Source organism: Rhodospirillum sp. A1_3_36 (assembly GCF_047263945.1).
GTDB lineage: Bacteria > Pseudomonadota > Alphaproteobacteria > Rhodospirillales > Rhodospirillaceae > Rhodospirillum.
The window spans coordinates 255813-279902 of sequence record NZ_JBLAVB010000005.1 but is presented as its reverse complement, the minus strand read 5'-3'; the positions used below and the strand labels follow the sequence as shown (position 1 = coordinate 279902).

Sequence of the window (24090 nt, the reverse complement as noted above, 5' to 3'; positions counted from 1 at the left end):
AGACCATGACCAGCTCCGACCGTCTTTTGTCTATTCTCGGTTTGTTCACCGAGGACCAGTCCACTTGGACCGTGGAGGCCGCCGCCCAGGCGGTCGGAGTGTCCATTCCAACGGCCTACCGCTATTTCAATAGTCTGCGGAAGGTCCAGATGATCGATCCTGTGGCCGGAGGGGCCTATCGCCTGGGTCCCGCCTTCATCGAGATGGACCGTCGAATCCGGACTAGCGACCCTTTGGTGACCTTGGCTGGGGAGCCCATGACCCGCCTGGTGGAGGCCGCCGGAGGATCGGCGGTGGCGCTGCTCTGCCGCCGCTACAGGGACGGGGTCATGTGCGTGGCCCGCAGGCACGGACCGGGACCCCGCATCCCCGTCAGTTACGAAAGGGGTCTGACCATGCCCCTGTTCCGGGGGGCGACCTCGCGGGCGGTTCTCGCCTATCTGCCCACCCGGGCCTTGAAGCGGTTATACGCGGCCAATGCCGAGGCCTTCGCCGAAGGGGGGCTGGGGGCGACCTGGGACGACGCACTGGCCACCCTTCGGGCGATCCGCAAGGCCGAAGTCTGCGTCAGTCACGGGCAGATCGATCCGGGGCGGGTGGGCATCGCCTCGGCGGTTGTCGGCGGAGAGGGCGTTGTCGGTAGTCTGAGCATTGTTGTGAACGAAAAGGATAACACCCAGGCCTCCATCGACCGCCTCGCGGATCTGGTGGCGGATCAGGCTCGCGCTCTTGGGGCGGCCCTGGCAGACCATGACCGGACCCTGACGGGAAAGGAGGACAAAGCGGGTGAAACAAAGGGAGGACCACCATGACCGAATTGGGAACGACCGGCTGGCATGCGCCCCTGGTTATCGTCGGCGCCGGACCGACCGGCTTGACCTTGGCGAATATCTGCGGCGAGTTGGGGGTTGAAACCCTGCTCATAGAGAAGAACCAAACGACCGTCGAGGAACCCCGGGCGGTTTCCATTGATGACGAGGCCCTGCGGGGCATGCAATTGGCCGGAGTGGTCGACAAGGTGTTGGACCGCATGGCCTCTGGCTACGGCTCCCACTATCTGTCCGATACCGGGGTGTGTTTCGCCCGGGTTGAACCCCAGGATCAGCGCTATGGCTTCGAGAAGCGCAACGCCTTTCACCAGCCGGAGCTGGAAGCGACCCTGCGGGAGACCCTGGCGCGCCATCCCTCCGTTACCTCCCTGTTCGGCCATGAGGTCTTGGACCTGACCCAGGACGGGGAGGGGGTTCGCATGACGGTTCGACGCCCTGATGGGACGGACGTCTCCCTGCGGGCCGATTATCTGGCCGCCTGCGACGGAGGCCGGAGCACCATCCGCAAAGCCATTGATGCCGAGATGGTGGGCTCCACCTTTTCCGAGCGGTGGCTGATCATTGATATCGTTGGCACGGCCAACCGGTTCCGCCATACCCAGGTTCACTGTGATCCTCGGCGGCCCTGTATTTCCTTGCCCGGGCCAGGGGGAACACGCCGGTTCGAAGTGATGGTTTTCGACGAGGACGACGAAGCCCGGTTGAGCGCCCCCGAGGGGCTGCGTGCCTTGCTGGCGAGCCATGGCGAGACGGACTGCACGGTTCGGCGGGTCCAGGGCTATACCTTCCATGCCCGGACAGCCAGCCACTGGAGCCAGGGGCGGGTCCATCTTTTGGGGGATGCGGCCCATCTGACACCGCCTTTCGCGGGACAGGGGATGAACAGCGGCCTTCGGGACGCCGTCAATTTTGGCTGGAAAATCGCCGAGGTTCTGTCCGGTCGGATCGGTCCCGGTTTGCTGGACACCTATCAGGTGGAGCGGAAACCCCACGCCTGGCAAATGATCGAACTCGCCATGACCCTGGGGCGGGTCATGATGCCCCGATCCCGCGTCCGGGCCCGCCTTGTCCAATGGGGGTTCCAATTGCTTGGGGTGCATCCGGGCATCAAGCGATATATCGCGGAAATGCGCTACCGGCCCCAACCCCGCTTCCCGCGTGGATTTCTTCACCCGGACGGGCGGCCCTCGCGGGAGACCATGGTGGGACGCATGTTTCCCCAACCGATCGTCGAGGATCCAGACCGCGAGCGCCGTCTCCTCGACGAGGTGATCGGGAAGGGCTTCACCGTCATCGCCTATGACCCGGATCCGGTCGGGGCTTTCGCGGCGGTCGATCTGGACCGCCTGGCTGCCCTGGGTCTTCGACCCTTCGGATTGACGCCCTGGCGCTACAACCCGCCTCGGTGTCCCATTCCCTGCTTCCGCGACGCCTCTGGTATGGCGCGCATGGCCCCGCTCGAGACCTATCAAGGGTGGGTGCTGGTTCTGAGACCGGACCGCTACGTGGTCGCCGCTCTCCCTCGGGAGCGGGCGGCCGAGTTGGTGGGGCTCATGGAGAGCCTGTTCGCCACCGCTGGCCCCACCAGGGCTGTCGCGCCCCATCTTCCGACCGCTCTCGACCGGGCGAGTTGAGGAGCCGTTCGACGGGTCCCTTTCGGGACTCGTTGGAATTCGCATGTGCGAATAAGACCTATTCGCCAAAACAGTAAAAACAATTGGAACTGGGAGGATGTCATGTTCCTCAAGACCCGCGCCGCCATTCTGGCGGTTGCCCTGACCCTGGGCGTCTCGCCCATGGCCCTTGCCCCCACCCCGGCGTCCGCGACGGAACGCCTGAAGATCGGAACCCCCACGCCGCCGCCTCATATTTTCACAAAGGCGGGCGAACATCTCGCCACGGCCCTCAAGGAGACCAGCGGCGGCGCCTACTTGGCCAAGGTCCACCCCAGCAATACCCTCGGGGATGCGCCCACCATGATTTCCCTGCTCCAGTCCGGAGCCCTGGAACTGGCCATTCTGCCTGCGGGGGATCTGGCCAGGCGGGAGGAATCCTTCCTGGGGTGGTTCCTGCCCTATACCTTTCCGACCCTGGCCGAGGCGGGGCGGGCGGCCAAGACCCCCGCCGCCCGGGAGATGCTGGCCCGCCTGGACGACGAAGGGGTGGTGGGCCTGGGCTATGTTTTTCCAGGGCAACGGCACCTGCTGTCCACGTTTCCGGTGACGGCCCCGGCGGATCTGGTGAACAAGAAGGTCCGGGCCTTCCCCAATGAGATCTTCAAGGACTGGTGGTTGGCGGTGGGTGCCGCCCCCACGGCCCTGCCCCTGCCCGATATCGCCCAAGCCCTGACAACGGGGGTGATTGATGCCGTGGACGTGGACCTGGATATCATTGTCGGACTGAAGCTCCACAAACAGGCCCCCTATCTGACCTTGACCGACCACATGGCCTTTCCCGGTCTGATCCTCGCCTCCAAGAGCTGGTGGGACGGCCTGTCCGCCGAAGATCAGGACAGGATCCGCGCCTTGACGGCGGAAACCGAGACCTGGGCCCTGGACACGCAACTGGCCAAGGAAGACGCCAATCTCGAGGCCCTCAAGGCCGATGGGGTGACGGTTACGGAGCCGGACCTGGATGCCTTCAAGGCCGTGGGTGCTCGTGTGACCGAGAAATACGTTGCCCTGAATCCGCTGATCGCTCGCTTTCACGACGAGGCCTTGGCGGCCCGGTAGGGGGCGTCCATACGGTACACGACAGTCGGTGCTTTCCCGTCACGGGGCTTTGCCCCGTCCCCCACTGGGGCCGAAAGGCCCCAGACCCCAAGCAATTGCTGGCCGAAAGGCCCCAGACCCCAAGTTCTTATTTGTAAAAGAAAAAGGGGGATTGGGCTATCGCCCAAAAAAGACGAGACACCGTTCTGTACCGTGGGGCGTCCATCCCTTCCCGTTCCAGGGGACGGCGGCATCCGTCCCCTGATCCTTTCCCTTTTTCTGGAAGGACTTCCCATGTCCACCACTCTTTCCGGACTTCGTCTCCTGGACCGGGGACTTTGGCGCCTGGAGACCTTCGTGGTCATCCTTGGTACCGGCGCCATGACCGTTATTCTCATCAGTCAGGTGGTGATGCGCTATCTGGTGGGGGCGCCCCTGTTCTGGGCGGAAGAGGCCGCGACCCATTTGATGGCCTACACCACCTTGTTCGGCCTGAGTCTCCTGACCCGGGGAGGGCGGCTCGTTGGTGTGGATGCCTTGGTCCTGCTGTTGCCTAGCCGGGCGCGGGACGGCATTGCCCTGGTCCTGTTGCTGGTCATGTTTGTGCTGGCGGTCCTGTTCACGGTGATTGGTGTGGACTGGCTGGCCCTGCCCGCGACGCGCTCCGAGATGTCCGCCACCCTGGATATGCCACGGTGGTACACCTATGCCGCCGTGCCCGCCGCATTCGCCTGCATGGCCGTCCACTTACTGATGGATATCCTGGAGATGCGAACCGGTCAGGCGCCCCCCGTCCGCCATGAGGGAGTGGCCTCCGAATGATCACGGCAATCCTGTTCGTCCTGTTCATGGCGATGGGCATGCCCATCGTCTTCATCCTGGCCCTGTCCACGGTGGCCTTCATCGCCGAAAGCGGGGTCTGGCCCCTGTTCGACACCGTGCCCTTGCAACTCTACGGCTCCCTGGACAAATCCGGCTATCTGGCCATTCCCATGTACATGCTGGTTGGGGAACTGATGAACCGGGGGGGGATCACAACCCGGCTTATCGGCATGGCCGACCTGTTTGTCGGGCGGTTCAATGGAGGCTTGGCTTACGTGAATCTGCTGACCAATGCCTTCGCGTCATCAATTCTCGGTTCGGCCACGGCCCAGATCGCGGTCATGAGTCGCACGATCGTGCCAGCCATGAACGAGCGGGGCTACCGGCCGGGATTTTCCACCGCGTTGACCATCGCCGCAGGCATGCTGGGGCCGGTCATTCCACCGTCCATGCTGATGATCATTTATGGGGTCGTGGCCTATCAATCCGTGGCGGCCCTGTTTATCGCGGGTGTTATGCCAGGACTCCTGTTGACCCTGGGATTTGCTCTGACCATCTGGGGCATTGGCTTGTTTGCTCCCTACGCTGACCAGGGCGCGCGGCTTGAAGGACGCTCTGCTTTCAAAGCCTTTCTGAGCGGCCTTTTGCCCAGTTTGATCCCCCTCGTGATCATCCTTGGCGTGATCACCGGTGCGACGACGCCGACGGAATCCGGTGCGACAGCGGCGGTTCTGGCTCTGGTCCTGGGGTTGTTCGTCTACAAGGCCTTCCGTTTGCGGGACTTGCCGGAAATATTGCTCGGGGTCGGCATGAACACCGCCTTCATCGTCAGTCTGATCGGTCTGGCCACGGTTTTCGGCTGGGTTCTGTCCTTTGAGTCCGTGCCCGATATCATGGCCGAAACCATCGAGGCCTGGGCCGGATCCCCGGCCATGTTCCTGCTTCTGGTCAACCTTCTGATCCTGGCTCTCGGCATGATCCTGGACGGGATCGGGGTGATGATCGTTATTGTGCCGATTTTGTTGCCCGTGGCGGAGCGCTTTGGGATCGACCCCATCCATTTCGGAGTGGTCGTAGCGATCAGCACTCTGTTGGGTCTGGTGACGCCCCCCGTGGGACCGGGGCTGTTCGTGGCGATGGAGGCCACGGGGTTGAAAATGCGCCAGATCCTCCCGCCGCTTCTGCCGTTTCTGGCGACCATGCTGATCTGTCTGGTGGTGATCAACGTCTTTCCCGTCCTGTCCACCTGGCTGCCCGCGATCTTGGGTTTGTAGGCGTCGAACCCAATTGGGGGGACCTGCATCACCTCGCTCGCGGATCGGGCGTGGGGCCTCGGGGGGGGCAGGAGAGGGCCATGGTCTCGGCCTCCCCGAGGGATGGGAGGAGGCAACCGGACCGGGGCCCACTCCTGTTGAAGAGAGGGGCGACGGTCTGGTTTCCCACTCAAGCTGTCAAGCGCCGCAACACTTTTTGTACTTCTTGCCTGATCCGCAGGGGCAGGGATCGTTGCGCCCGACCTTGGCGACCACCCGTTGGGGGGGCTTGGGGTTCATTTCCGATTCGGCACAGAGCCATCGGTTGCTCTCGCCGCCGCGGACGAAGCGGGATTTTTCGTGATGAACCATGGGCTTGCCGTGGAGACGGAAACGGGCGACGAATTCCACCCAGCCTTCCGTATCATCCGGCCCGCCCTGGGTTAGTTCACGGATCTCCAGTCCCTGCCATTGGGTCTGTTTGGCGGATTCGGCGAAGTCCTCGTCATTGAAGTCGTCGTCGAAGCCGGGGGCCAGGGTCGCCTTGATGTAGTCCGCCTTGCCCATGGAAAAGGCGGTGTAGCGCGACCGCATGGTCGCTTCCGCCGTCGGGGGCAGGCTCAGGCCTTCATGGTAGGGGCTGCAGCAATCGGCGTAGTCTTTGCCGGAGCCGCAGGGGCAGCTGTTCTCTTTGGGCGCCAAAGGGGGGCTCTCCGTAATGGGGTGGATAGGGGCGGGGCCACTTGGCCGCTTCCAATCTGCGGTGAGGCAAACTCATCACAGATTGGTATTGCAGGCTGCGGAAAAACTCTTTTGTACCCCGCCTCCCACCGGGGCCTGAGTCCCCGGACCCCCATTCGTTTTTTTACCAATGGGATCAAAGGGTCCGTGACCCTTTGCGGGTCAGGGCGGGGCCCAGAAACTGCGAAGCAGGTTTTCCGCCTCCTCTTAGAGGTCGAGGTCGAGGATGACCATGTTGAAGGCGTAGGAGACTTCGCCCTCATCCTCGTCCCGGTTCAGGGTGCCGATGAACTCGCCGGAGATGGACACTTCGCAAGAGCCACCGCTACGGGGGGGTGGGGCAATGGTGATGTCGTCGTTATTGAAGGTGCGACGCATATAGGCTTCGACGCTGCGGATTTCCTCGATTTTCATGGCCGTCAGGCTCCTTTCCGGTTCGGTTTTCTCCGAAAAACGGACGAGAGGGCCGCCCGCTGGTGAGATGTTCCATTTTCGGGTGAGGGGCGGCTCGAAGCCTGTCCCCTTGATCTTGGTGGGCTGCTATACTCCATCCCGCCCCCATTCGACCAGGGGGAGAGGACTTTAAATGGATATGAAATCGATATGTCCAACCGTGTAGATCAGGCCAAAGCCCGCGCCATCCTGATGCTCTCCGCCGATATCGTGGGAGCGACGGCCTATAAAAGTGAGCGCGTCGGGCGGGAGTCGGGGGGGGCTGCGGCATGGCTTGCCCCCTTCAACAGCTTTTTTCGCGATTTGCCCCTGGTCTTCATGGGCAAACTCGCCCAGGCGTTTTTTGATGCGGACAGAATCCCCGACGTGGCGGTCTGGCGGGTGGCTGGGGATGAGGTGGTGTTTGTTGGTGAGCCAGTCTCGCGAATGGAAGCCCTGATGCTGGTGGAGGCCTTCGGCAACCTGACGGCGGATTTTCACGGTCGCTTAGGGGCGGGCTGGGGCTTGGGGCTGCGCGGTTGCGCCTGGTTGGCGCCCCTGGGGGTGGCCAATGTGGAAATCGAAGTGCCGGAAATCTCCATGGGAGGGGCGGGGGCCACGGAACCCTATCGGGAATATTTGGGGCCGGATGTCGATAGCGGGTTCCGCCTGAGTAAACATGGCCATCCCGGAGAAATGATTCTCTCTCCCCTGCTTGTGGCCTCGCTGATGGGGCCGGAGTTGGATGGCCGCCTGTCCATCCGAGCGGAGGGGGCGGCCCCCCTGAAGGGGTTGTACGGTGGGGAGGCCTGTCCCCTGCTTCATGGGGGGGTGGCGGAGGACGGGGACTCCTCCGCTTTACGGCCGGTCTTGGACCGGTTCTCCCAGGCCCTGGTGGGAAAGGGGCTGCATCCTCTGCGGCCTGCGGACTTTCCTCAAGGTGAAGGCTTTGAGGGGGAGGCGTCGTTGTGACAGAACACCCCCGTCGTGATCGGTATTAGAGCATCGAGCGGAAAAGTGGGCATCGGTTTTCCGGTCCACTCGATGCTCAACCTGTTGAATCTGGATCAAGTTGGGCTGCATTTGCGGACCAACTTGGCCTCGAAGGCACTCCAAAATCTATATTTACTCTGTGCCCTTGAAAATCCGGAACCCCTGCTTCGCCGTCTCTGGGCTCTGCCCAGACCCGCAAAGGGCCACGGACCCTTTGATCCCATTGGTAAAAAAACGAATGGGGGTCCGGGGCCTCAGGCCCCGGTTGGGGGCGGGGCAAAGCCCCGCATTTTTCACTCTAGCCCTCCGGTCTGGTGATATAATACTCGGCGACCAAGCGGTGTTGATCGTCGCGGACCATGCGCTTCTCGATGGGGTGCCCCAATTGGCGCAGGTCCCAAACGCGGGCGGCCAAGCGGGTGCAGCCATACAGGTCCAAGGCTTGATCCTGGGTCAGGCTGTCACCGTCCAGGAAGTGGTCCAGAATATCATCGATTTGCGATGCCTCCAGACCGGACACGTCCTGGTACGCGGGTGCTGCGGCGGTTCCGTGGACAATAACGGTCGGCGAGGTGTTGAGAGACTGGGACATGGGGACCTCCGTGATCATGTGTCGGGAAAACAAAAAGTGAATTCAACGACGATGACGAAACACCATTACGGGGCATGAGGTCAATGACAAAAAGTCATTATTTTTTGAGGGGAGCCGCTGCTGAGAGGAACCGAGACTTCGGATTGAGCGCGATGGGCAGAGTACGCGACAGTGTCTCGTCTTTTTTGGGCGATAGCCCAAGCCCATTTGGGGGCCAATGCCCCCAAATCCTCATTTTTTAAGGCCTGGGGTCTGGGGCCTTTCGGCCCCAGCCTCGGCCGCCAAAGAGGGGGGACGGGGCAAAGCCCCGTGACGGGAAAACATCCCCTGTCGTGTCCCCTGCGCGCTGGGGACGAAAAGGGTGGTCCGCGTCGGGCCTCATCCGCCCCTTTTTACCCAGCGGATGGGTGCAGCCATTTCCAGGGCCACGTCCTCGATATCCGGAGCGTTGTAGGATGCCAGTGTAAACAGGGACTTATTCCGCCCGCGCTTGACCAGTTTGATCATCAAGGCGCCTTCCATGGTGCGCACCACGCATTCCCGCCCATGGAGTTCCTCCGGTGACCGGGAGAGGTCTTCTTCGCTGAAGAAGACCAAGTCGCCCGCCCGATAGACGGGCCACATGGAATCCCCGTCGACCATCAAGGCTTCCGTTCGACTTGAAGCGCCGGGCGGTAGGTCCGTATAGCCGATTGGGTCGTCGGGGTTCAGGGTGACGTGGCCGCCCGCAGCCACCTTGCCGACCACGGGAACGGGGGGATCCGATTGTTCGCGCCCATACAGCAGGAAGGGCGCGGAGACATGGAGGATCCGCGCCAAATCCTCGACAATCCAGGGCTTTGGCGTATTCCGTCCGCGTTCGTAATAGGCGATTGTGGACTGGTTTACGCCCAGCAGTTTAGCCAAGCTGTATTGGGACAGCCCTTGATCTTTGCGCGCTGCGGCGATGCGTTTTCCTATCTCGACCATAATTGGAATATATGCCCAGTTGTCATTCAAGGCAACCGATTAAAACAAGGTTGGGATGATACGCCATGGGAAATGGGAAAGTGGCGCCGGATGGGGTTGAGCTAAAGAGAGTTGACACTTTTTGATCGATGAGTTAATGAAAAAAATGTGCAAACGGCATCGTATTTGTTTGTCATTTTGTGGTTTCATGATTTAGTGAATTTGGGGGGAAGAATGGTCAAGGACTGCATGACGAATCGGCATGGTCTGGGCCGTCGGCAATGGGGTGCGGTCGGTAAGGTCAGAGGGGAGGCCGCCGTGGATGATGCCGGTAAGGAAGGGCAGGCTTGGCGTGACCATGAACGATTGCTTGATGCCCTCCACCATGCATTGGACGGGGCGGAGCGGTTGTCGCCTTTGAACGACGGGTGTTCTCTTGCTGCCTTGGACGCACTTTTGATTGAGGCTGCCCGGGCTATTCAAGGTCTCCGAGGGCAAGGGGCGCTTTCCCTCACATCCTTTCGATCCCTTTTTAGGATGAAAATAATGACGTATCGTGATTTATCTGCATCTGCAGCGGTGGACAACATCATTGACGACATCCTCGCCCGAGAGGGTGGTTTGGTGGATCACCCCGACGATCCGGGGGGGATAACCAACCACGGTATCAGTCTCCGCTACGCCCGGGGAATCGGTTTGGACCTGAACGGGGATGGGCAGACCGATGCCGATGATGTTCGGTTGGTCACGCCGGACAAGGCGGCGGCCCTGTTTCGTCAGGACTTTCTCCTGGCTCCGGGACTCGACCGTCTGCCTTCCTCCCTCTGGCCGGTTCTGTTCGACTGGGCGGTGAACAGTGGCCCGCCCCGGGCGATCATGGGCTTGCAGCGCGTGTTGAATCTGGCCCGAGCCGGGGGCGGTCTGGACTTTCCGACCTTGGAGGAGGATGGCCGCATCGGCCCAAAGACCCGCAAGGCTGCGGTGATCGCCGATTCCGCCATGGGGGCCTATTTGATCAATGCCCTGGTGGAGGAGCGCTTGGCCTTCTATCGGCGGATTGTCGCTCGCGACGCGTCCAAGGCGGTGTTTCTGAAGGGGTGGACGCGGCGGGCCGAGGAGTTCCGTCTTCCCCTCAATCAAACGGGAGTATCGTAATATGTGGAGCAAGGTGATCTCGACCCTATTCGGGGGCGGTCTGAATGCGATGGATGGCATCCTGGGGCGGTTTTTTGTCAATAAGGATAACCAAGAGGCGAATGTTCACGGGGAAACCGGGCAGGTTCTGGCGGCCTATGCCGCCGAGTTTTCGGCCAACCGGGGCAATCGGACTTGGTGGGACAGTCTGGTCGATGGGCTCAATCGTTTGCCCAGACCGGCCATGGCCCTGGGGGTTATGGGGCTGATGACCTGGGCACCGATCGATCCCGTGGGCTTTTCCCAGGCCATGCGCGCCTATGCCCTGGTGCCGGAATGGTTGGCGGGGACGCTTTTTGGAATCGCCGCCTTTTACTTCACTGCCCGCCATTTTGAAAAACGCTTGCCCTTCAAAGCTCTGGATAGGACCGCCGTGCGGAATGCCTTGGATGACATTCGGGGTATGGAAGCTATGCGTTCGGAGAATGTGACCCTTTCCGAACGGGAATATCAAAGCGCGATGGACGATGGAAACACGCCCCTCTCCAATGCCGCCATCGCAGAATGGAATCGGCGGCGCGCGGCGAAAATGTAATAAAAAAGTCAAGGCGAAGTGACGCTCTGAGTCCATCGGCGGGTGGGGCGCCTGCTTTGGGATCGGGTGGGCTGATCGATAAAAATACCTTGTTTCCGCCGCATTCCCGGTGCATCGATCAGTGTTTGAGGGGCTCGTTTCCAGGTGAGGGGGGGAACGGATATCACCTTTTAAAAGTTATCGTGGGCACAAGTTCGTTCTGTTTTCCGTTCTGGCGTGACGGCGCGGGGATGGGGCAACGATTTCCGTGGAGGATTACAAGTTTGCTGACGCATTTCTCCCACCGTTCCACGGCCTTCGGGGTCCCATTCCAGGGGGAAGGGGCGTCTCTGTCTGTCCTGACCCTGTCTGTCCTGTTTTTGGGGCTGGTTTCGGGAAGCAGTGTCGTTCGGGCCGAGACTGCCGAGACGCCGGTTTCGACCGAGGCCGCAGCCACGGCACCCGCTGCTTCCTCCGAGATGGTTGCTGCGCCAGGACCTGAGCCGGATGTGGCTTCGGAAACAGCGGCGCCGGAAGCAGCCGCTCCAGAAGCGACGCCGGAAGCAACGGCGCCAGAAGCGACGCCGGAAGCAGCGGCGCCGGAAGCAACGGTGCCAGAAGACGTCACGCCAGAAGCAACGCCCTCAGAAACGGCGGAGCAGGCCAGTCCGGTTGAGCCGGTGATCGCTGACCGAGCCTTTGCCCGCTTGGTTGATGAAGCCCGGAAGTTGGCAGCAAAACCCTTCGTTGATCGAAGCACCGACCTACCCAGCGCGCTGGCAGATCTGGATTACGACGGCTATCGGTCGATTCGTTTCCGCAAGGATCGATCCCCATGGGTGGATCAAGGCGATTTTGCCCTGGACCTGTTCCACCTGGGAGGGTTTAACCGGAAGCCTGTGCGCATTCTGGAGGAGCGACAAGGGCGGGGGACGCCCCTGTCCTATGATCCCACATTGTTCGACTTCGGTGGGTTGGATTTGCCGGACTCGGTTTTGGCGGATGTGCCTGGTTTCGCGGGACTACGGATCCGCGCGACCCTGAACGACCCCAAGTCCCTGGACGATCTGATTGTTTTCCAGGGGGCGAGCTATTTTCGGGCCCTGGGCGCGGGAACCCGTTATGGGGCATCGGCCCGGGGTATCGCCGTGAATACGGCCTTGGCCAAGGGCGAGGAATTCCCTTCGTTCACGGTGCTGCAGGCCCGGCGCCCGGCGCCCGGTGCCGATAGCGTGACCGTCCTGGCGCTTTTGAACGGTCCGTCGTTGACCGGGGCCTATTCTTTCACGGCCCATCCGGGGGATCCCACCCGGGTGTCCGTGGACAGTTACCTGTTCATCCGCGAGGACATCGCTCAGTTGGGCGTAGCGCCTCTGACGAGTATGTTCGATTTCGGTCCCATCGACCGGATGGGGGTTGATGATTTTCGCCCTCGGGTCCACGACTCCGAAGGGTTGGCGATACATACGGGGGGGGACGAATGGCTGTGGCGTCCTCTGCATAATCCCGAGCGGCTCGAGGTGAACCTGTTCATGGACCGCAATCCCCAGGGGTTTGGGCTGGTTCAACGAACCCGTGGGTTGGAGGCCTATCAAGATTTGGAGGCTCGCTACGATCTGCGGCCGACCTTGTGGATTGTTCCCAAGGGCGAATGGGGGCCGGGCAGTGTGCGGCTGGTGGAAATCCCCACTCCGGACGAAACCAATGACAATATCGTCGCCTTCTGGACGCCGGACAGTCCCGTGCTCGCCGGGCAGTCCCTGCATTTCTCCTACGACCTGTTCTCCGGGATGGAGGACGAGCGGGGGCCTCTGGCCCGGGCCACTGATTCGCGGGCAGGGCATTACGGCGTGCCGGGTACGGACCGGGACCAGGATGTCCGCCGCCTGGGCCGAAAATGGGTCATTGATTTCGTCGGTGGTGAGTTGGACACTCTTCAGGACATGAGCGGGTTGGCGGTGGAGGCTTCCGCCGGAACCGCAGACATGGCCCCTCCTGTCTTGGTGCCCAATCCGGCCACGGGGGGCGTGCGGGTCTATCTGGATGTCCTCGCCCGCGATGAGGGATCGGTGAACTTGCGGGTGTTCCTGACATTGGATGGGCGGCGGGTTTCCGAGACCTGGACTTTTCAATGGCGGCCACCGCCGCAGGGATAGGGATCCCTTCTGTCGGGTAAGCGTTACTCCTCTGTGCAGTGTCCTTTCATGAACTGATTTTCGCAAGAGAGGCGATCGGCCAATGACGTCCAATATGATCCAGGATCGAGGTCCCAAGGTGGTTCCCCTGTCTTGTGCGCCCCGTGCCGGTCTGGTGACGCCCGGCCTGGAAAGTGCGCTGATGGCCCGGGCCGTGGCCTATTTGCGCGCCGCCTATGGGATGACCGGAGAAGTGGGGCAAGAGGCCGCGGCCCTTGCCGCCCGGCGGGCTTTGGCGGCCACCCCCAATTGGCGTCTGGAGCGGGTTGGCCGGGCTGTCATCGAGGAGGCCAGCCGTTTGGCCGTGGGCACTTCGGACCTGATGTCCAGACCGCTGGTTGTTTTGCCGGAGGGGGCTCCCCGAGCCATGCCTGAACAGAACCTGGACCGGATGGGGCTGGGGGATCTGCGCGGCGGAACCCGACGGGCGCGCCGCCGTTTGTGGGTTCGTCTGCGTGCCATTGGCACCACCCCGGCCCTGCTGCTGATCGCCGTGATTGGCCTGCTCGTACTGCCTGGGCTGCCCCATTGAGTGCGGTTGGGTTTTCGCGCCGGTCCATGAAGACAAGGCGGCGGGTTTTCGTCACGTGTATTCTGGCGTTAACGGCAATGGCGGCCCAATCCTTCGTGCGGATCCTTTCTGCCGATGGTTTGTCGCCCCTGGACATCGCTTTGATTGCCGTTTTCCTCCCTCTGGCCGCTTGGTTGGCTCAGTCCTTCTGCACCCTGACGGCAGGGGCACTGGTGATCGGGTACCACCGTTTCACCGGACGCCCAACCAAGGACACGATCCACCGGCCCGAAAGGCGGAAAAACCTGCGGGTTGCCATCCTCATGCCCGTGTACAACGAGGAGTCCGGAGGGGTCTTTGCGCGCGTCGGTGCCATGCGGGAGGCAATCGCAGGCCTGGGGGAGGGGGATCGCTATGACGTCTTTGTGTTGTCTGACAGCACCGATGGCGACAAATGGATGGCGGAAGAGGCCGCTTGGCACGCCGAGTTGAACCGGGCACCCCAGAGCCCGCGCCTTTTCTACCGCCGTCGGTTTCGCAACACCCGGCGAAAGACCGGTAATATTGCTTGGTTCATTGAGCGCCACGGGGCGGCCTACGGACATATGGTGGTTTTGGACGCCGATAGCTTGATGACAGGGGAGTCCATTCTGGAGCTCACCCGGCGCATGGATGCCAATCCCCATGTGGCTCTGATCCAGGCGCCGCCCAAGCTGATCCGGGGGGAGACCCCCTTTTCCCGCATGCTACAATTCGCGGGGGATGTCTATGGTCCCCTCAGCGCCGCTGGCTTGGCTTATTGGGCCGGTGGCGAGGGCAACTATTGGGGGCATAATGCCATCATCCGGGTTGAGGCCTTCGCGCAATGTTGCGGTCTGCCTGAACTGCCCGGTCGGGCGCCCCTCGGCGGGGAAATCCTCTCCCATGATTTCGTGGAGGCGGCCCTGTTGCGTCGGGCGGGTTGGCGGGTCTCCGTCGCCTGGGATCTGGGCGGCAGCTACGAGGAACCGCCGCCAACGCTGGAGGACTTCATGGTCCGGGATCGGCGTTGGTGTCAGGGCAATATGCAGCATGGACGGGTGCTCTTCGCCCGGGGTCTCCACTGGGCGAGCCGGGCGCACCTGTTGATCGGCATCCTGTCCTATTTGACCTCGCCCCTTTGGCTGATTTTCCTGGTGCTTTCGGGGTTGCAGGCCTGGACCCTTGCCCATTCCCAAGTGGTTTACTTCCAGCAAGGGGTCCCCTGGGCCTCTTGGCCCATTTCGCGGGAAGAGGAAGCCGCCTATTTGCTCGCCGGGACCTTGGGGATGCTGTTTTTGCCGAAGGTTTGGGGGCTTCTGCTCTGCCTGTTGCACGGGCCATCGCGCCGGGCTCGGGGGGGGCTTTGGCGGCTTTTAGGCGGCTTCCTTCTGGAAAATATCATGTCCGCCCTGATCGCACCGATCATGATGATCCGCCACAGTCAGTTTGTCGTTGCCATCCTCACAGGGGCCAAAGTGGATTGGAAACCCCAGCGACGGGGTGCGGAGAAGGGATCGCTTTCCGTGGCTCTCGCGGCCTATCGGGATGTGGCCCTGATCGGTTTGGCGGCTTTGGTTTTCGTCCTGGTCTCCGCTCCGGATCTGGGCATCTGGCTCTCTCCGGTTCTCGTCGGTTTGATTGGTGCGCCTCTGATCGGATTGGCACTGGCCGACCCCGCCTGGGGGCTCGGACTGGCCCGATCTGGTCTGTTGAGCATCCCTGAGGACCGGAATCCGCCCGCCGTGGTTTCCCGTATGGAGGTCCTTGATCGGGAGAACGCAGGGCGGACCGTGGCGCCGGAAACGCTGTTCTCGAAGATCATTCTAGATCCCGAGTCCAATGCCCGGCATCGCGCCTTGGTGGAGGCCACGGGCGAATCCCCGACGGCGTTGCCGGATGTCCTGGAACGGGCTGCAGCCTTGGCCGTGTATATGGGACCTGAGGCGCTTGATCGGGACGAACGAAAGGTTCTGTTGGAAAGTGCGCCGCATCTGGACCGTTTGCATGTGGCCTGCTGGGCTCGACGCCTGGAGGAAAAGGGCGGTACATCGGCGGTCTGAGCGGATTTATACCAGGGTGCGGTGAGTTTGGCTCACTGTGGCTTGGTCGGCGTCCAACAGCAGGTCTGACCCAAAACGGTATGCTTCCAGGATGAGGGGATCCCTTTTTGGGCCGGTGATTCCAGTGAAGAAAAATTAAGACAAGAGACTGTGCAGCGGATTTTTAAAAATCTGTCATTCTGTGTGGGAATTCAACCTATGAAGGATTACCATCTGAAGGTGCTCGACGATTCCGTTCAATAGACGTTGTGCTTTCTGGTCGATACGAGGGTACGAGTATTTTGATGCATTGAAATATGGTGAGTCGGTGCGGTTTTCGTTCGAGTAATCTTCATGGACAATCATCGGAGGAAACCAATGAGTCACAAGTTTGTTTTCTTTTTAACCTGTGCTGCGGCGATTTCTTTTACTGTTGGAGTCGGTTTCGCTGGGAAAGGTGGGATGGACCGGCCTCCGGGCATGGCCGCCGGGACAAAGATTGCCTTAGCGGTCACATTTGACGACAAATCCGGTACCCGTAACTTGACCGTTGTCGAGGATTCCAGTGCCAAGCTGGTGATTGATAAGGCAGACGGCACCTGTCGTCAGACCTACGACAAGGCCTATTTCCCTTTCGCATCCACGCAGTGGGAAAATTGCAAAGGATGGCCCGCGCCGGATGGACGGAGGGAGATGTCCGCGCGCTCCGGTGAGCTTTGGCCCTTGGTCAAAGGCAATAAGATGACCTTCCAGGTTCACGGTTTCGGTAAGAAAGACTGGAAGAACAAGCCTGAATGTGTGGTCGAAGGCAATGAAACGATCACTGTGCCTGCAGGAACCTTCGAGACGGTCAAAGTCGTTTGCGAGGATCAGGCGGACAAAAGATCCTATTGGATGGCGGAGGGCATTGGATACCCCGTACAGTTCATACAGGATTGGAAAAGGCGGAAGGGGACGTCGTCTGAGAAGTTGATTTCCATCACCTCCCCTTAGAGCGTCGAGCGGAAAAGTGGGTGCCGGTTTTCCGGAGCATCTTGCCAAGCACCCTGGGGCCGAAGGGCCTCAGACCCCCGGCACTTATTGATAAAAGAAAAATGGGGGTTTGGGGGCATTTGCCCCCAAATGGGTTTGGGCTATCGCCCAAAAAAAGACGAGACCCTGTCGTGGACCGTTGAGTCACAAATCAGGCAAGAGGCCCTTTGGATCAGGACGCAGCGACGGCGCCCCCGGCCCCGATCAAGACCGCCCCTGCGCCCTTGTTCAGTCGGGCCATGGCCTTGGGGGAGCGAATGACGGTCCGGGCCTTGTTGGCGGCCAGGGCGTAGGGGATCAGGACCAGGGTCAGGACAAGGGTGGCTGCGACCATCAGTTCGGCAACCATGCCCAGGGTCAGGCCATGAAGGTCCAGAACCATGGGCATGACGCCCATGTAGAAGACGATGGTCTTGGGGTTGGACAAGGTGGTGGTCAATCCCGCAGCTCCCGCAGCGAAGAGAGAGCCCTTTTGGGCTTCGGCTTCGGAGGCGAGGGAGCTGGAGCGCCAGATCTTCACGCCCATCCAGATCAAATAGGCCGCGCCCGCCAGCTTTACGACAAGGAAGGCCTCGCCCATGGTTTCTGCCAGTGCCGCGAGCCCCCCCACGGCAAGGCACAGATAGATCAAATCGCCCAGAATCAATCCGATGGAATAGCCGAAGGCCGCGCGCCCACCGCGTCCCAAGGTCCAACCCAGCAAGCCGAGGATGCCGGGGCCGGGAATGAGGGCGGCGATCCCCAGGGCGAGGGAAAAGGCAAGCAGGCTTTCGATAGACATGGCTTTCGGCTTCCGTGACGGATGGACGGACCGTGACTTTCCTTCGATCTGCGCGCTCGGTCAAGCGAGACTGCGCTCAGGCGCAAGATGGGAGTCCGTCTTGGACTTATAGTAACCCTACTTGGTCGGGTATTCGCAGGTCGGATCCCTGACCGCCAATAAAAATACAGGGAGACGAGACAAATGTCCGAGATGATCACCCATAAAACAATGATTCCTGAAGAATATGTTCAAATTGACCAGATCCCTTGGGCGCCCTTTCCGGAGGCCTTTTCGGAAGGGGGCATCCGCTGGAAGCTCCTGCATGTCTCGCCGGAAATGGGGGCTTGGACCGCCATATTCGATTGCCCGGCTGGGTCTTCCTTTGCTGCGCATATCCATATTGGACCGGGAGAGTATTTTCTGACTCGGGGGCGGATGGATGTCCGGGGCGGTAAGGAGGCCGGTGGCGATACGGCGGTGGCTCCGGGTTATGGCTATGAATCCGCCAATGCGCGTCACGATAAAACGTATTTTCCCGAGGATGGGGAGTTTTACATGACTTTCCTTGGTCCGTTGGTCTTCATCAAGCCCGATGCGACGCCGGTCGCCGTGGTTGGGTGGCAGGAAGCCCAAGGCGCTTGGAACGCCTTTCTTGAGGACCAGAAATCGGCTGCGGAGTGACGGAGTCATGCGAGATCTTATTCATGGTGCGCGCGTCAACCGGCGACAGTGCATGGGGGGATTGGCCATGTCCATAACCGCAGGGGCCATGGCCTCGGGTAGCGCGGCGACAGCTTTGGCCGGAGAGGGAGGCGCGGAGGTGGATGCAGAACGGACCGAGGAGGTCTTCAATCATCACCTCGGGGCCTTCGCCGAGGGATTGGATGCGATCATGGCGGACTACACAGAGGAGTCCGTCCTGATGACTCCGATGGACACCCTGCGCGGGCTGGACGCCATTCGGGGATTTTTCAAGGCGTTCCTGGATGGGGCCACACCTGAATTCTGGGCGGCCTTCAAAGTGAATGTTCAGGTTGTGGAAGGGGAGATCGCCTATCTGGTTTGGTCATCCCTCCCTTCCGTTCCGCTGGCCACGGATACCCTTTTCGTGCGAGATGGAAAAATAGCCGTTCAGACCTTCACACCGATGGTGCCGACCTAAGTCACGTAGAAATTCGCGGGGACACGGCAGGGGGCGTTTTTCCGTTACGGGGCTTTGCCCCGTCCCCCACTGGGGCCGAAAGGCCCCAGACATCGGGCAGTGGCTGGCCGAAAGGCCCCAGACATCGGGCAGTGGCTGGCCGAAAGGCCCCAGACCCAAAAAACATGAGACACAGTCGTGTCCCGTGACGGAAAACCGGCGCTCCCTTTTCCTCATTCCGCTCTCGTGGTTCGACTCTGACACTTCGAACCACGAGGCTTTTTGACTGCTGGCGGGTCTGGGCAGAGGCCAGAGTCTTCCGGGGGCTTGTCATTTAGAGGCCGGGCGGTAACATGATGGGTAAGAGAAAGTAAGAATGAATGGCGTCATGGGGCCAGACCCAGGTGTGGTCCACTCCATGACACCAGGGAGGATCACGGGTATGGAATTAACCGAGGGGTCGTCTGACTGGTGGAATTCGGATGGTCTGCCCATGGATATCCGCACGGAGTCCTGGAGGGGGGCGCTTCAGGAAAGCTACGGCGCATGGGATGTTCCGCGCCGGTTAGACAGTCGGTTTTCCGCTCGGATGCGGCGTTTCCAAGCGGGCGAAACCCGTTTGATCGAATGCCACTGCTCCCCCTGTTCCGGCGTCAAGTCCCTTAAGGTCTCGCGGAACGACCACGACAGGCAGCTTGGGATTCAGATCGTTCTGTCGGGGCGGGAGCGTTTCCGCTCTGGAGAAGACAGGATCACCGCTTCCCCTGGGGACATGGTGGTTTGGACCAGCGATCATCCCATCGAGTTCGAAGTCACCGAGCCCTTGCATAAGGTCACTTTCATGGTGCCCATGCGGCGGGTTCTGGATGTCCTGCCCAAGGGCGGACAGGTCCGGAGGGGACTGATCAATGGTCGGAGTGGCTTGGGGGGGCTCCTTTCCACACAGATGCGGGCCATGTGTGGCGAACTCGGTGAGATGGACGGGTCTGAGGCTGCGGCGGCGGGACGGGCGACCCTGGAGTTGGCAACGACGATCCTTGCCGACGGAGCGGAGGGGGCTCCGTCGGGTCTGGCAGCACAATATCTGGCCAATGTCCGGGCCTATCTGGTGGCCCATCTCCACGAAGAAGACCTGAGTTTGAGCCGGGCAGCCGAGGCCAACCGGATTTCGCTGCGTTATCTCCATATGCTGTTTCATCCGACGGGGGAAAGTGCGTCGGCTTGGATTCTGGAACAGCGGCTGGAGCGCTGTCGGATGGCCTTGGAGGATCCCCGCTTCGATACCCGAAAGATTTCGGAAATCGGCTGGCGGTGGGGGTTCAAGGATGCGTCGAGCTTCAGTCGGGCCTTCAAGCTTCGCTATGGGATGACGCCCCGAGACTATCGGGCTTCCTGGTCCGGTAATCGCGGGGCATTGCGCGGGATGGGGTGAGTCCTTTTAGAGCAAATCCCGAGCAATCTGGAACAGATTGCGACGGGCGGAACGCAGGCCGTAGGCGTGACGATTTGCTTCAATGTCAGAGGTTTAGAGCATTGCGTGGAGCGGAAAACCGGTTGTCCGCTCCATGCAATGTGCTAACCATGCGGCTTGGTCATCTGTGCCGGTTGGACGGCTGCGTCGAAATCTGCAGGTGTGACACCGGCCAGGCGTTCGGCCTCCTCGCGCAGGGTGGTGCCATTGGTGTGAGCGGCCTTGGCAACCTTTGCTGCCCTGTCGTAGCCGATGAGCGGCGACAGGGCGGTGACCAGCATCAGCGAACGTTCCAACAAATCGGCAATGCGGGACTCGTCCGCCGCCACCCCCTCCACCAAATAGCGGGTGAAGGACGCACAACTGTCTCCCAACAGGGCGATGGAGGTGAGGACGTTGAAGGCGATGAGGGGTTTCTGGACATTCAATTCGAAATTCCCCTGGGATCCGGCGAAGGCGACGGCGCTGTCCAGTCCCATGACCTGGGCGCAGACCATCAGCAGGGCCTCGCATTGGGTGGGGTTGACCTTGCCGGGCATGATGGAGGAGCCGGGTTCGTTGGCGGGCAGGATCAACTCCCCGATTCCGCACCGGGGGCCGCTGCCCAGCCAGCGCAGATCGTTGGCAATTTTGGTGAGGGAAACGGCGAGCCCCCGCAGGGCGCCGCTGGCGGCGACCATGGCGTCGTGGGCGGCCAATGCGGCAAAGCGGTTGGTCGCGGCCTTGAAGGGAAAAGCCGTCTCCTCGGCAATCAGGGCGATGGCCCGTTCGGCGAACTGGGGATGGGTGTTCAACCCCGTGCCAACGGCTGTGCCGCCCAGGGCCAGCTCGGCCAGGTCGGGCAGGGTGGCCTCAATCCGTGCGGTGGCTTGGTCGAGTTGGGCCAGATAGCCGGAGAACTCCTGTCCCAAGGTCAGGGGAACGGCGTCCTGCAGGTGGGTCCGGCCAATCTTGACAATGGCATCGAATTCCATGGTCTTGGCGAGCAGGGCGGAACGCAGATCCTTCAGGGGAGGTAGAAGGTGGTCGCGCACTTCCAAGGCGGTGGCGATATGCATGGCCGTGGGGAAGGTGTCATTGGATGACTGGGCCATGTTCACATGGTCGTTGGGGTGGACCGGATCCTTGGAGCCAAGCACGCCCCCCGCCAGCTCAATGGCCCGGTTGGCGATGACTTCGTTGGCGTTCATATTCGTCTGGGTGCCGCTGCCCGTCTGCCAGACCCGTAGGGGAAAATGGTCCATCAACTTGCCGACAGCCACTTCCTGGGCGGCCTGAACGATCAATTCGGCCCGGTGTGGGTCCAGCAGTCCAAGACTTCTATTGGCCCGTGCAGCAGCGCTTTTCAGCAGTCCGAAGGCGCGAATCAAGGGGGCGGGCTGTCGGTCCTGACCAATGTTGAAATGGAGCAGGGAGCGCTGGGTCTGCGCCCCCCAATACCGGTTTCCGGGGACCTGTATGGACCCCATACTGTCCGTTTCCGCACGGTGAGGGGGTGGGGGAGAGTCGGGAGAGACATCGGCCATGGCACGGCTGTCCTTTCAGGTGTCCTTTCAGGGGCGGCGGCGGGTGGCAACCGGGGGAAGAATGGCTGTCCGCTCTGCCTTTAAAATGGGAGGGGATAACCAAATCGGAAGGGGGGCTTTCGCGATCCCTGTAGCGAAGTCGGTGAAGAGGAGGGGCGGAAAGGGGCTGAAACGCGCCTGCGGGGCCATGTTATTTTGTGTCGCTGGATTTCATTCTGGTCCGATGGTGTGGGACAGCGGCTTGCGCGGGAAAATGTTCTGTGTCTAGAATTCTGAAAGTCCATCAAAAGGACGAGCGGGTATCGTGCCGGATCGGGAGATAAGCCCCGGTTCGGTTCCAGGGCGAAAAAACAAGGGCCCGGAGCGGTAGTCGATTTCTGGGAGGAAACATAAATGCTGCAGGACACTGCGGTGGCGCAAGCTGCCCCTGCCCGTGCCGTTTCGGCTCGGTCAGCCTTGATTATCGATGATCATCCCCTTTATTGCGATGCACTCGCCTCCATGATGGAGATGACCTTTGGCATGCGGCGCGTGCGCAAGGCGGCCTCCATGCGCGATGCCTTGACCCTGCTGCGGAGTCGGTTCTCGCCGGACCTGGTGGTCCTCGACCTGGGCTTGCCCGATGTTTCGGGCTTGAGCGGCTTCATGAAGATCAAGAGTAAACTGCCGGATGTGCCCGTGGTGGTGATTTCAGCGGTCTGTAGCGAGGACGTCGTGTCCTCGGCCCTGTCCTCTGGCGCGGCCGGGTTCATCTCCAAGGACTTGGCTCGAGAAGGCCTGGAGCAGGCCATGATGGACGTCTGGGAGGGGAAAACCTATGTCCCTGCGGGGTTCCGCGCGTCCTCCCCCGTGGGGGAAGGGGGGCAGGCCATTGCCGATGTGTCGCGACGCATCGCAGGGCTGTCCCAACAGCAGGCCCGGATCCTGGCCCTGATTTGCGAAGGCAAGCCGAACAAGTTGATTGCCTATGAAATGGATTTGGCCGAGGCTACGGTGAAGGCCCATATCACAGCACTTTTGCGACGGCTGAATGTCCAGAACCGTACCCAGGCAGCCTTGATGGTGCGTGAAGTGTCGATCCGCCACCGTCTGCAGTGATGGGAATCCGGTCCATGGGCCATGGCATAGGGCTGGGGATCGGGGGGGCAGCGGGTCTCAGCATCCCAGATTTGGCGGAGAGGCCGGCGGAGGCGATCCTGGTGGTCCGCTCCCACCAAACCGATGCCCGGGCCGCAATTGCGGAGATCCGGGCCGGGATCGGGGACTGCAAACCCAGTCTCGTCCTGCTTTTCGTCCCGGCCTTTTTTGACCGGACCGCTTTGACCGAAGCCCTCCGAGACGGCATGACGAGCACGGAGGTCTTTGGCTGTACCACCGCCGGACAGATCACCCAGGAGGGCTATGAAAACAATGCTCTCCTGGCTCTGGCCTTCCGGCGCGAGCATTTCCGGGTTGCGTCCACCCTCGTGGCGTCTTCGGCACCGGTGGACATTGCCCAGGTGGTCAATCAGTCCCGGCGGCTGGTGGAACGCTTCCCCTCGTCCTACGGCCATCGGCGGTTGGCCCTGGTTTTCATGGATGGCCAATCCAAGCAAGAGGACGTCCTGGTTGCGGCTCTGGCTCAGGGGCTGAGGGATATCCCCGTCTTCGGCGGATCTGCGGGCGATGGCCTGGCCTATGGGGAGACCCAGGTGCTCCATGGCGGATGCTTTCACAAGGCCGCCACCCTGCTTCTGCTGTTAGAGACAGACCTCTCTTTTCGGGGAATCGGTTTCGATCATTTCACACCGACCGACAGCCGCATGGTGGTGACCCAGGCGGTGCCAGAGGAGCGGCTGGTCCTGGAACTGAATGGCAATACTGCGGCGGTGGAATACGCCCGGCTTGTCGGTGTTCCCGTGGCCGAGTTGTCCCCCGTTGTCTTCTCCGAGAATCCTGTTCTCGTGCGTAATGGCAACACCTACCATGTGCGCGCCATCAAGCAAGTCCACGAAAATGGCGGACTGTCCTTCTTGTCGGCCATCGATAATGGCCTGTTGCTGCGTCTGGGACGGGGGAAGGAAATCCTGCGTACCCTGGATGGGGGGCTGACGGTCCTGGGGGACAAGGGGGAGAGTCCGGACATTATCCTGGGGTTCGATTGCGTGTTGCGCCGTCTGGAAATCGAGAACAAAGGGCTGCGAAAAGAGGCCTCCGACAGTCTGCGCGCCCATCGGGTGGTGGGGTTCAATACCTATGGAGAGCAGCATCTCGGCGTTCACGTGAACCAAACCTTCGTCGGTGTGGCCTTTTTTGGACCGGGAGGCGGCGGACGGCCGGGGCCGGGATCTCGGCGCCATCCTCCTTTTTTTGATTAGAGGG

General features: G+C 61.3%; 23 protein-coding genes. 17 read left to right on the top strand and 6 right to left on the bottom strand.

Features of this window, described 5'->3' with window-relative positions; translation table 11 throughout:
- Window positions 1-5 precede the first annotated feature (5 nt).
- The 5 genes from ACLIRY_RS13925 (at window position 6) to ACLIRY_RS13905 (ending at window position 5637) form a co-directional block, all read left to right on the top strand.
- Window positions 6-812 (top strand): IclR family transcriptional regulator, encoded by an 807-nt coding sequence (locus ACLIRY_RS13925; protein WP_413206006.1) that lies wholly within the window; start codon window positions 6-8, stop codon window positions 810-812.
- Complete coding sequence (locus ACLIRY_RS13920) at window positions 809-2464, top strand: bifunctional 3-(3-hydroxy-phenyl)propionate/3-hydroxycinnamic acid hydroxylase (protein ID WP_413206005.1); 1656 nt, start codon at window positions 809-811, stop codon at window positions 2462-2464. The genes ACLIRY_RS13925 and ACLIRY_RS13920 overlap by 4 nt, the downstream gene beginning before the upstream one ends.
- Before the next feature lie 102 nt (window positions 2465-2566).
- Window positions 2567-3562 carry a TRAP transporter substrate-binding protein gene (locus tag ACLIRY_RS13915; RefSeq protein ID WP_413206004.1) on the top strand — a complete coding sequence of 332 codons (996 nt, stop codon included), beginning with the start codon at window positions 2567-2569 and terminating at the stop codon, window positions 3560-3562.
- 273 nt (window positions 3563-3835) lie between these two features.
- Window positions 3836-4363, top strand: coding sequence for a TRAP transporter small permease (locus tag ACLIRY_RS13910; RefSeq protein WP_413206003.1), 528 nt, complete (start codon window positions 3836-3838; stop codon window positions 4361-4363).
- The gene (locus tag ACLIRY_RS13905) at window positions 4360-5637 is read left to right on the top strand and encodes a TRAP transporter large permease (RefSeq protein ID WP_413206002.1); all 1278 of its coding nucleotides are present in this window, start codon (window positions 4360-4362) and stop codon (window positions 5635-5637) included. Before ACLIRY_RS13910 ends, ACLIRY_RS13905 begins: the two co-directional genes overlap by 4 nt.
- A 177-nt stretch (window positions 5638-5814) precedes the next feature.
- Here ACLIRY_RS13905 and ACLIRY_RS13900 read toward each other — a convergent pair whose 3' ends face one another.
- Both ACLIRY_RS13900 and ACLIRY_RS13895 read right to left on the bottom strand, forming a co-directional pair.
- On the bottom strand, window positions 5815-6318 hold the full coding sequence (locus ACLIRY_RS13900; protein WP_413206001.1) for a YchJ family protein: 504 nt from the start codon (window positions 6316-6318) through the stop codon (window positions 5815-5817).
- A gap of 246 nt (window positions 6319-6564) precedes the next feature.
- The gene (locus ACLIRY_RS13895) at window positions 6565-6771 is read right to left on the bottom strand and encodes a DUF3126 family protein (protein WP_413206000.1); all 207 of its coding nucleotides are present in this window, start codon (window positions 6769-6771) and stop codon (window positions 6565-6567) included.
- Window positions 6772-6960: 189 nt separating this feature from the next.
- Between ACLIRY_RS13895 and ACLIRY_RS13890 the strand changes: the two genes are divergently transcribed.
- A complete protein-coding gene (locus ACLIRY_RS13890; RefSeq protein ID WP_413205999.1) occupies window positions 6961-7761 on the top strand; it encodes a hypothetical protein in 801 nt (266 codons plus the stop codon).
- A gap of 319 nt (window positions 7762-8080) precedes the next feature.
- On the opposite strand, the gene ACLIRY_RS13885 is transcribed toward ACLIRY_RS13890, so the two are convergent.
- The gene (locus tag ACLIRY_RS13885; RefSeq protein WP_413205998.1) at window positions 8081-8374 is read right to left on the bottom strand and encodes a helix-turn-helix domain-containing protein; all 294 of its coding nucleotides are present in this window, start codon (window positions 8372-8374) and stop codon (window positions 8081-8083) included.
- Window positions 8375-8752: 378 nt separating this feature from the next.
- Complete coding sequence (locus ACLIRY_RS13880; RefSeq protein WP_413205997.1) at window positions 8753-9343, bottom strand: XRE family transcriptional regulator; 591 nt, start codon at window positions 9341-9343, stop codon at window positions 8753-8755.
- A gap of 525 nt (window positions 9344-9868) precedes the next feature.
- Here ACLIRY_RS13880 and ACLIRY_RS13875 point away from each other — a divergent pair.
- From ACLIRY_RS13875 to ACLIRY_RS13850, 6 genes are all read left to right on the top strand, one after another.
- Window positions 9869-10477, top strand: a complete 609-nt coding sequence (locus ACLIRY_RS13875; RefSeq protein WP_413205996.1) for a glycoside hydrolase family 108 protein — start codon at window positions 9869-9871, stop codon at window positions 10475-10477.
- Window position 10478: 1 nt separating this feature from the next.
- Window positions 10479-11051 (top strand): 3TM-type holin, encoded by a 573-nt coding sequence (locus ACLIRY_RS13870; protein ID WP_413205995.1) that lies wholly within the window; start codon window positions 10479-10481, stop codon window positions 11049-11051.
- Window positions 11052-11314: 263 nt separating this feature from the next.
- A complete protein-coding gene (locus ACLIRY_RS13865; protein ID WP_413205994.1) occupies window positions 11315-13186 on the top strand; it encodes a glucan biosynthesis protein in 1872 nt (623 codons plus the stop codon).
- A gap of 82 nt (window positions 13187-13268) precedes the next feature.
- Entirely contained in the window at window positions 13269-13757 is a 489-nt protein-coding gene (locus ACLIRY_RS13860) for a hypothetical protein (RefSeq protein WP_413205993.1), read from the top strand.
- Window positions 13667-15817, top strand: a complete 2151-nt coding sequence (gene mdoH, locus ACLIRY_RS13855) for a glucans biosynthesis glucosyltransferase MdoH (protein ID WP_413205992.1) — start codon at window positions 13667-13669, stop codon at window positions 15815-15817. Before ACLIRY_RS13860 ends, mdoH begins: the two co-directional genes overlap by 91 nt.
- Window positions 15818-16150: 333 nt before the next feature.
- Window positions 16151-16789 (top strand): hypothetical protein, encoded by a 639-nt coding sequence (locus ACLIRY_RS13850; protein ID WP_413205991.1) that lies wholly within the window; start codon window positions 16151-16153, stop codon window positions 16787-16789.
- A gap of 211 nt (window positions 16790-17000) precedes the next feature.
- On the opposite strand, the gene ACLIRY_RS13845 is transcribed toward ACLIRY_RS13850, so the two are convergent.
- The gene (locus ACLIRY_RS13845) at window positions 17001-17609 is read right to left on the bottom strand and encodes a LysE family translocator (protein ID WP_413205990.1); all 609 of its coding nucleotides are present in this window, start codon (window positions 17607-17609) and stop codon (window positions 17001-17003) included.
- Between the two features lie 183 nt (window positions 17610-17792).
- Between ACLIRY_RS13845 and ACLIRY_RS13840 the strand changes: the two genes are divergently transcribed.
- From ACLIRY_RS13840 to ACLIRY_RS13830, 3 genes are all read left to right on the top strand, one after another.
- Window positions 17793-18272, top strand: a complete 480-nt coding sequence (locus ACLIRY_RS13840; protein ID WP_413205989.1) for a 2,4'-dihydroxyacetophenone dioxygenase family protein — start codon at window positions 17793-17795, stop codon at window positions 18270-18272.
- A gap of 7 nt (window positions 18273-18279) precedes the next feature.
- Window positions 18280-18753 carry a nuclear transport factor 2 family protein gene (locus tag ACLIRY_RS13835; protein ID WP_413205988.1) on the top strand — a complete coding sequence of 158 codons (474 nt, stop codon included), beginning with the start codon at window positions 18280-18282 and terminating at the stop codon, window positions 18751-18753.
- 421 nt (window positions 18754-19174) lie between these two features.
- Window positions 19175-20164 (top strand): helix-turn-helix domain-containing protein, encoded by a 990-nt coding sequence (locus tag ACLIRY_RS13830; protein WP_413205987.1) that lies wholly within the window; start codon window positions 19175-19177, stop codon window positions 20162-20164.
- Between the two features lie 143 nt (window positions 20165-20307).
- Here ACLIRY_RS13830 and fumC read toward each other — a convergent pair whose 3' ends face one another.
- Window positions 20308-21729: a class II fumarate hydratase gene (gene fumC / locus ACLIRY_RS13825; RefSeq protein WP_413205986.1), complete on the bottom strand. Its 1422-nt coding sequence runs from the start codon at window positions 21727-21729 to the stop codon at window positions 20308-20310.
- A 393-nt stretch (window positions 21730-22122) separates the two neighbouring features.
- Between fumC and ACLIRY_RS13820 the strand changes: the two genes are divergently transcribed.
- Entirely contained in the window at window positions 22123-22827 is a 705-nt protein-coding gene (locus ACLIRY_RS13820; RefSeq protein ID WP_413205985.1) for a response regulator, read from the top strand.
- A gap of 14 nt (window positions 22828-22841) precedes the next feature.
- Entirely contained in the window at window positions 22842-24086 is a 1245-nt protein-coding gene (locus ACLIRY_RS13815; protein ID WP_413205984.1) for an FIST N-terminal domain-containing protein, read from the top strand.
- Window positions 24087-24090 lie beyond the last annotated feature (4 nt).

Coding starts and splice junctions, on each gene's coding strand:
- ACLIRY_RS13925 (WP_413206006.1), top strand. CDS start 6: ATGACCAGCTCCGACCGTCTTTTGTCTATTCTCGGTTTGTTCACCGAG.
- ACLIRY_RS13920 (WP_413206005.1), top strand. CDS start 809: ATGACCGAATTGGGAACGACCGGCTGGCATGCGCCCCTGGTTATCGTC.
- ACLIRY_RS13915 (WP_413206004.1), top strand. CDS start 2,567: ATGTTCCTCAAGACCCGCGCCGCCATTCTGGCGGTTGCCCTGACCCTG.
- ACLIRY_RS13910 (WP_413206003.1), top strand. CDS start 3,836: ATGTCCACCACTCTTTCCGGACTTCGTCTCCTGGACCGGGGACTTTGG.
- ACLIRY_RS13905 (WP_413206002.1), top strand. CDS start 4,360: ATGATCACGGCAATCCTGTTCGTCCTGTTCATGGCGATGGGCATGCCC.
- ACLIRY_RS13895 (WP_413206000.1), bottom strand. CDS start 6,771: ATGAAAATCGAGGAAATCCGCAGCGTCGAAGCCTATATGCGTCGCACC.
- ACLIRY_RS13890 (WP_413205999.1), top strand. CDS start 6,961: ATGTCCAACCGTGTAGATCAGGCCAAAGCCCGCGCCATCCTGATGCTC.
- ACLIRY_RS13885 (WP_413205998.1), bottom strand. CDS start 8,374: ATGTCCCAGTCTCTCAACACCTCGCCGACCGTTATTGTCCACGGAACC.
- ACLIRY_RS13880 (WP_413205997.1), bottom strand. CDS start 9,343: ATGGTCGAGATAGGAAAACGCATCGCCGCAGCGCGCAAAGATCAAGGG.
- ACLIRY_RS13875 (WP_413205996.1), top strand. CDS start 9,869: ATGACGTATCGTGATTTATCTGCATCTGCAGCGGTGGACAACATCATT.
- ACLIRY_RS13870 (WP_413205995.1), top strand. CDS start 10,479: ATGTGGAGCAAGGTGATCTCGACCCTATTCGGGGGCGGTCTGAATGCG.
- ACLIRY_RS13860 (WP_413205993.1), top strand. CDS start 13,269: ATGACGTCCAATATGATCCAGGATCGAGGTCCCAAGGTGGTTCCCCTG.
- ACLIRY_RS13850 (WP_413205991.1), top strand. CDS start 16,151: ATGGACAATCATCGGAGGAAACCAATGAGTCACAAGTTTGTTTTCTTT.
- ACLIRY_RS13845 (WP_413205990.1), bottom strand. CDS start 17,609: ATGTCTATCGAAAGCCTGCTTGCCTTTTCCCTCGCCCTGGGGATCGCC.
- ACLIRY_RS13840 (WP_413205989.1), top strand. CDS start 17,793: ATGTCCGAGATGATCACCCATAAAACAATGATTCCTGAAGAATATGTT.
- ACLIRY_RS13835 (WP_413205988.1), top strand. CDS start 18,280: ATGCGAGATCTTATTCATGGTGCGCGCGTCAACCGGCGACAGTGCATG.
- ACLIRY_RS13830 (WP_413205987.1), top strand. CDS start 19,175: ATGGAATTAACCGAGGGGTCGTCTGACTGGTGGAATTCGGATGGTCTG.
- fumC (WP_413205986.1), bottom strand. CDS start 21,729: ATGGCCGATGTCTCTCCCGACTCTCCCCCACCCCCTCACCGTGCGGAA.
- ACLIRY_RS13820 (WP_413205985.1), top strand. CDS start 22,123: ATGCTGCAGGACACTGCGGTGGCGCAAGCTGCCCCTGCCCGTGCCGTT.
- ACLIRY_RS13815 (WP_413205984.1), top strand. CDS start 22,842: ATGGGCCATGGCATAGGGCTGGGGATCGGGGGGGCAGCGGGTCTCAGC.